Source organism: Streptomyces sp. KLMMK (genome assembly GCF_036961605.1).
Classification (GTDB): Bacteria; Actinomycetota; Actinomycetes; order Streptomycetales; family Streptomycetaceae; genus Streptomyces; species Streptomyces telluris.
Genome location: NZ_JBAMDC010000469.1, coordinates 1 through 4,600, shown reverse-complemented (window position 1 = coordinate 4,600; position 4,600 = coordinate 1). Strand labels below are relative to the sequence as shown.

Below are 4,600 nucleotides of genomic sequence, written 5' to 3'. Positions count from 1 at the left end.
AGCAGCGCGAGCGCCGCGCCCGGCAGCAGCAGGGTGATCAGGACGGTGTACGGCAGCACCTCGGGCGAGGGCGCGTACTCCACGAGGACGCCCGACAGCAGCGCCCCGCTGCCGAGCCCGGCCATGTTGGTGACCGAGGCGATGAGGGCGGCCCGCGGCGGCGAGGGGTGCAGTTCTCTCAGGTACGCGGTGGCGGCGCCGGTCGTCAGGCCCACCGAGACGCCGGAGAGCAGCCGCCCGGCGAAGAGCCCCGGCAGGGTGGGCAGGGCGATGAAGACGACGCTGCTCGCCGCGGCCACGACCAGCGCCGGGACGAGCGTGGCGCGCCGCCCGATCTTGTCCGACAGCCCTCCGAACAGCAGCAGGGCGGCCACGATCCCCACCGCGTAGGCCGCGAAGACCAGCGCGACGACCGGCGGGGACAGGTGCAGCCGCTGCGTGTACAGGGCGTAGACGGGCGTGGGCAGGGTGCCGCCGGCCATCACCACGAACAGCACGTACGTGACGGTGGGGACGGCGGCGCGCGGTACGGCGGGCAGGGCGGGGGCCGGGGCCCCCGCCGCGGCGGGCCGCCGCTGTCCGTTGACCCTCACCAGTCGAAGGCCGTCGCGTCGTACAGGTTCACGCCGAGCGCGGCCTTGCCCAGGTACTCCAGGCACTCCTCCGGTTTGGCGGGCATCACGGAGGCGAAGGACGCCTCCCGCAGCAGTCGTTCGAGCGGCTGCGACCGGCTCACGGCCACCGAGCCGCAGATCCGGACGGCGTCCTGCGCGAGGGCGGGCCCGGTCTCGCCGACGACGTACTTCGCGGCGTGCACCGCGGCGTTGGCCCCGGCGCTGCCGCGCGCGGCGTCCACGCGCGCACCGGCCTCGGCGACCAGGGCCCGGGCGGCGCTCAGCCGCGCGGACATCCGGCCGAGCTCGCGCTGCAGCACCGGCGACCCGGCGCGCCGGGGCGAGGCGGCCACGTGGCCGGTGGTGAAGCGCAGGATCGCCTCGGCGATGCCCAGGTAGGCGCCCGTGTACCCGGCGATCATCCAGTGGGGTTCGCGCACCAGCTTGTACAGGGACATCCCCTCGACGCCGAGGAAGAGCCGGGAGCGCGGCACGGTCACCGCGTCCAGGGTCATGCCCGCGGTGCTGGTGCCGTACATGGCGGACAGGCTGTGCACCTCTCCGAAGCCCACGCCGGGGTCGTCCGCCGCGACGACGAAGTGCGAGACCTCGCCGCTGCCTTCGGTGCCCTCGGCGCGGGCGGCGACCACGTAGTAGTCGGCGACGCCCGCCAGCGAGACGAAGGACTTCTCGCCGGTGATGACGTACCCGCCGTCCTCGGTGCGGCGGTAGGAGGTGCGCACGCCGCGGAGCTTGGCGCCGCTGCCGGCCTCGGAGGTGGCGGAGGCGAAAAGCTTGCGCCCGTGGACCACCTCGCCGAAGAGCCAGGACCGGAAGGCCTCCGCCGCGGGCGGCAGGGGCGTGCCGGCGGACTCGCACAGGGAGCCGATCGCGACGTTGTGCATGTTGAAGCCGAGAGCGGCGGCGCCGTTGTGGGCGCCCAGCACGGCGAGCACCCGGGAGTAGGCGGCGAAGCCGAGCCCGGCCCCGCCGGCCGCGCGGGGCACGAGCAGGCCGAGCAGCCCGGCCTCGCGCAGGATGCGGTAGGTCTCGTGGCCGGTGGAGCGGCCCGCGTCCACCTCGGCGGCGAACGGGGCGAGGGCCGCCCCGGTCGCCTCGGCGAGGTCGAGCAGTTCGTCGAATTCGGCGGGCAGCAGCTCGGTGGGCAGGGACATGGCCATGAGGGGCCTTTCGGAAATCGGGTTCCCGGCTCGGGAATCGGTTCGCGAATCAGTTTTCGACGGGGAGCCCGAATTCACGGGCGACCCCGATGCGCAGCAGGTCGTTGGGGCCTGCATAGGTGAGCGCCGCCATGGGGCTGTGCAGATCGGCGGGGAGTTCGGAATCGGCGATGAAGGCCCGTACGCCCGACAGCGCGGTGGCGTGCTCGGTCAGCCGTACGTAGTCCTCGGAGACGGAGATCTTGGTCAGGGCGGCCTCGGCCGACAGCCGGCGGGTGGGCGTTCCCGCGTCGAGCCGCGCCGCCATGGCGTACAGCAGCGTGCGGGAGCGGTGCAGGACGAGCGCCATGTCGCTGATGCGCGCGGCCACTTGGTGGCTGGAGCCCATCCGGCGGCCGAAGTGCCCGCGCTCGCAGGCCCAGTCCGTCAGGCGCTGCAGGGTGCGGCGCATCGGGCCGAGGGCGTAGCCGAGCAGCAGGGCCCGCTCCCAGGTGGTGGTGGAGGAGAGGATCGCCAGGCCCGAGCCCTCGCCGCCCACCAGGCTGCCCGCGCCCAGCCGTACGCCGTCGAGGACGAGCTCGCCCATCGGCACGCCGGGCAGTGCGGTCTTGGCGAAGGCGTCGGCGCGGGTCACGCCCGGGGTGGCGACGGGGAACAGGAAGGCGGACAGGGAGAACGGCGAGCGGCCTTGCTCGGTACGGGCGAAGACGAGGGCCAGGTCGGCCACGGGGGCGGCGGTGATGAAGGTCTTGGCGCCCTCCAGCACGTAGCCGTCGCCGTCGCGCGTGGCGCGGGTGTCCATCGACAGCGGGTCGCTGCCGCCCCTGCGTTCGGTGAGGGCGTGGCACAGCAGCTCCCGCCCCTCCTGGATGCGGGCGACGGACCGCCACGCGCCGGCCGGGAGCACGGCGCGCAGCGGGTACTCCATGCCGAACACCTGGGAGGCCATGGCGTAGACGACGCCGGGGTCGGCGCCGGCCAGGCCGATGCCCTCGATCATGGCCAGTGAGCGGGTGACGGGCCCGGGCGCGGCGGCGTCCGCGGACGCCCCGGGGCCGGGCTCCGGGGGGTCCAGACGGAGCACGCCGAGCCCGGCCAGGGCCTCCCACCGGTCGCGGAAGCCCTTGCCGGTCAGCTGCTCCACCAGGGGCAGCGCCCGGTCGCGGTACTCGTCCACCACGGCCTCGGTCCCCGGGGGACCGGAGCGCAGCAGGTGCTCGGCGGCACTCACGGTGTCTCCTCGTTCTCCCCCAGAGCCTGAACGGCCTGGGAGGTACCCCCATCTGCGCCTGCGCGGCGCAGAGGTGCGGGCATCACGGTCGGGTGCGGCCCGGTGGCCGCGCATGCGTCGCTCACCGGGCGACCTCCGCCCGGAGTCCTTCCAGCACGCTCCACAGCGCCTGCGGGCTGCGGAAGTTGGCTGCGACGATCTCGGTGTCCGGCAGCACGATGCCGGCCTGCGCGTCGAGCGCGGCGACGATCTGCATGATGGACAGCGAGTCCAGCAGACCCTGTTCGAGCAGCGGGGTGCCGGGCTGCAGCTGCCGGGGCTCCTCGCCGCGCCCCCAGGTGATCTTGCTGCTGATCAGGGTGCAGAGGTCCTCTACGGTGTTCACGCGCGGGCTCCTTCTGTGGGAGTGGTGGACGGGCCGGCGGTACGGGGCCCGTCGGTGCGGGTGGCGAGCGCGCGGCGGTCGACCTTGCCGCGGGCGTTGACGGGCAGGGCGGCGGCGGGGACGACGCGGTCGGGCAGCATGCGCAGCGGCAGGAGCCCGCGCAGACCGGCGAGGACCTCCTCGGCGATCGCCCCGGGGGAGGTCTCCGCAGCGGCTGCGGTATCCCTGCCGCCCCCGTCGCTCCGGACGTACGCCCAGATCTCGCCGTGGTGCGCGCCCTCCTTGGCGACGACCGCGGCGGCGGTGACGCCGGGCAGCGCGAGCACGGCGCTCTCGACGTCGAGCAGGTCGATGCGGTGCCCGCGCCGCTTGACCTGCGTGTCGCCGCGGCCGCGCAGGAACACGCGGCCGTCGGCGGTGATGCGGCCGATGTCGCCGGTGGCGTAGGCGCGGCGGGCGACGCCGTCGCGGAAGCGCACCGTGCGGGTGGGGTCGGTGAGGGTCCCGTCCTGCAGGTAGCCCTGGAAGACGGTGGCACCGGCGACGTGGATCTCACCGGTGCCGTCGGTGGGCAGGCCGTCCTCGCCGAGGACGTCGACGACGTCGCCGTCGACGGCCCGGCCGATGGTGACCTCCTGGTCGGCGGTCCAGCCGGCGGGCACCCGGCTGTACGTGCAGACGTTGGTCTCCGTCGGCCCGTAGAGGTTGTACAGCGGCACGTCGCCCAGGAGCTGCAGGTAGCGCTCCAGGGGGCGTGGGGCGAAGGGCTCGCCCGCGAAGGCCGCCACGCGCAGGGAGGGCGGGAAGTCCTCCGCGATGCCGCCCCGTTCGAGCATGCCCTGGTAGAGGGAGGGCACCGCGTAGAAGGCGGTGATGCGCTGTTCGTGGAGCCAGCCGACGACGTCGCGCGGGAAGGTCCGCAGGACGTCGGGCATGAGGACGGCGCAGGCGCCCGCCGCGGCCGTGCTGAACAGGTCGAAGGTCGTGAGGTCGAAGGTCAGCGCGGCCTGGGAGCCGACGCGGTCGCTCTCCGTCAGCCCGAGCTCGGCGGCGGCCCACAGTGCGAAGTGGGCGACGTTGGCGTGCGAGAGGAGCACCCCTTTGGGGCGGCCGGTGCTGCCGGAGGTGAACAGGACGTAGCCGCCGCTGCCGGCGGGCGCGGGCAGCGGGGCGGGCTTGTCCGCGCCCG

The 4,600-nt window shown here is 74.6% G+C and carries 5 protein-coding genes; all 5 read right to left on the bottom strand.

Translation table 11 applies throughout. From position 1 onward, the window contains the following. Positions 1 to 593: MFS transporter (locus V7793_RS33810; protein ID WP_336013520.1), on the bottom strand; the 593-nt coding region annotated here is incomplete at its 3' end. Next, a complete protein-coding gene (locus tag V7793_RS33805) occupies positions 590 to 1,789 on the bottom strand; it encodes an acyl-CoA dehydrogenase family protein (RefSeq protein ID WP_336013519.1) in 1,200 nt (399 codons plus the stop codon). The genes V7793_RS33805 and V7793_RS33810, both read right to left, overlap by 4 nt. 55 nt (positions 1,790 to 1,844) lie before the next feature. Further along, a complete protein-coding gene (locus tag V7793_RS33800; protein WP_336013518.1) occupies positions 1,845 to 3,026 on the bottom strand; it encodes an acyl-CoA dehydrogenase family protein in 1,182 nt (393 codons plus the stop codon). A gap of 121 nt (positions 3,027 to 3,147) precedes the next feature. Beyond that, positions 3,148 to 3,411, bottom strand: a complete 264-nt coding sequence (locus tag V7793_RS33795; RefSeq protein ID WP_336013517.1) for an acyl carrier protein — start codon at positions 3,409 to 3,411, stop codon at positions 3,148 to 3,150. Continuing rightward, on the bottom strand, positions 3,408 to 4,600 hold a 1,193-nt coding region (locus V7793_RS33790; RefSeq protein WP_336013516.1), incomplete at its 5' end, for an AMP-binding protein. The genes V7793_RS33795 and V7793_RS33790, both read right to left, overlap by 4 nt.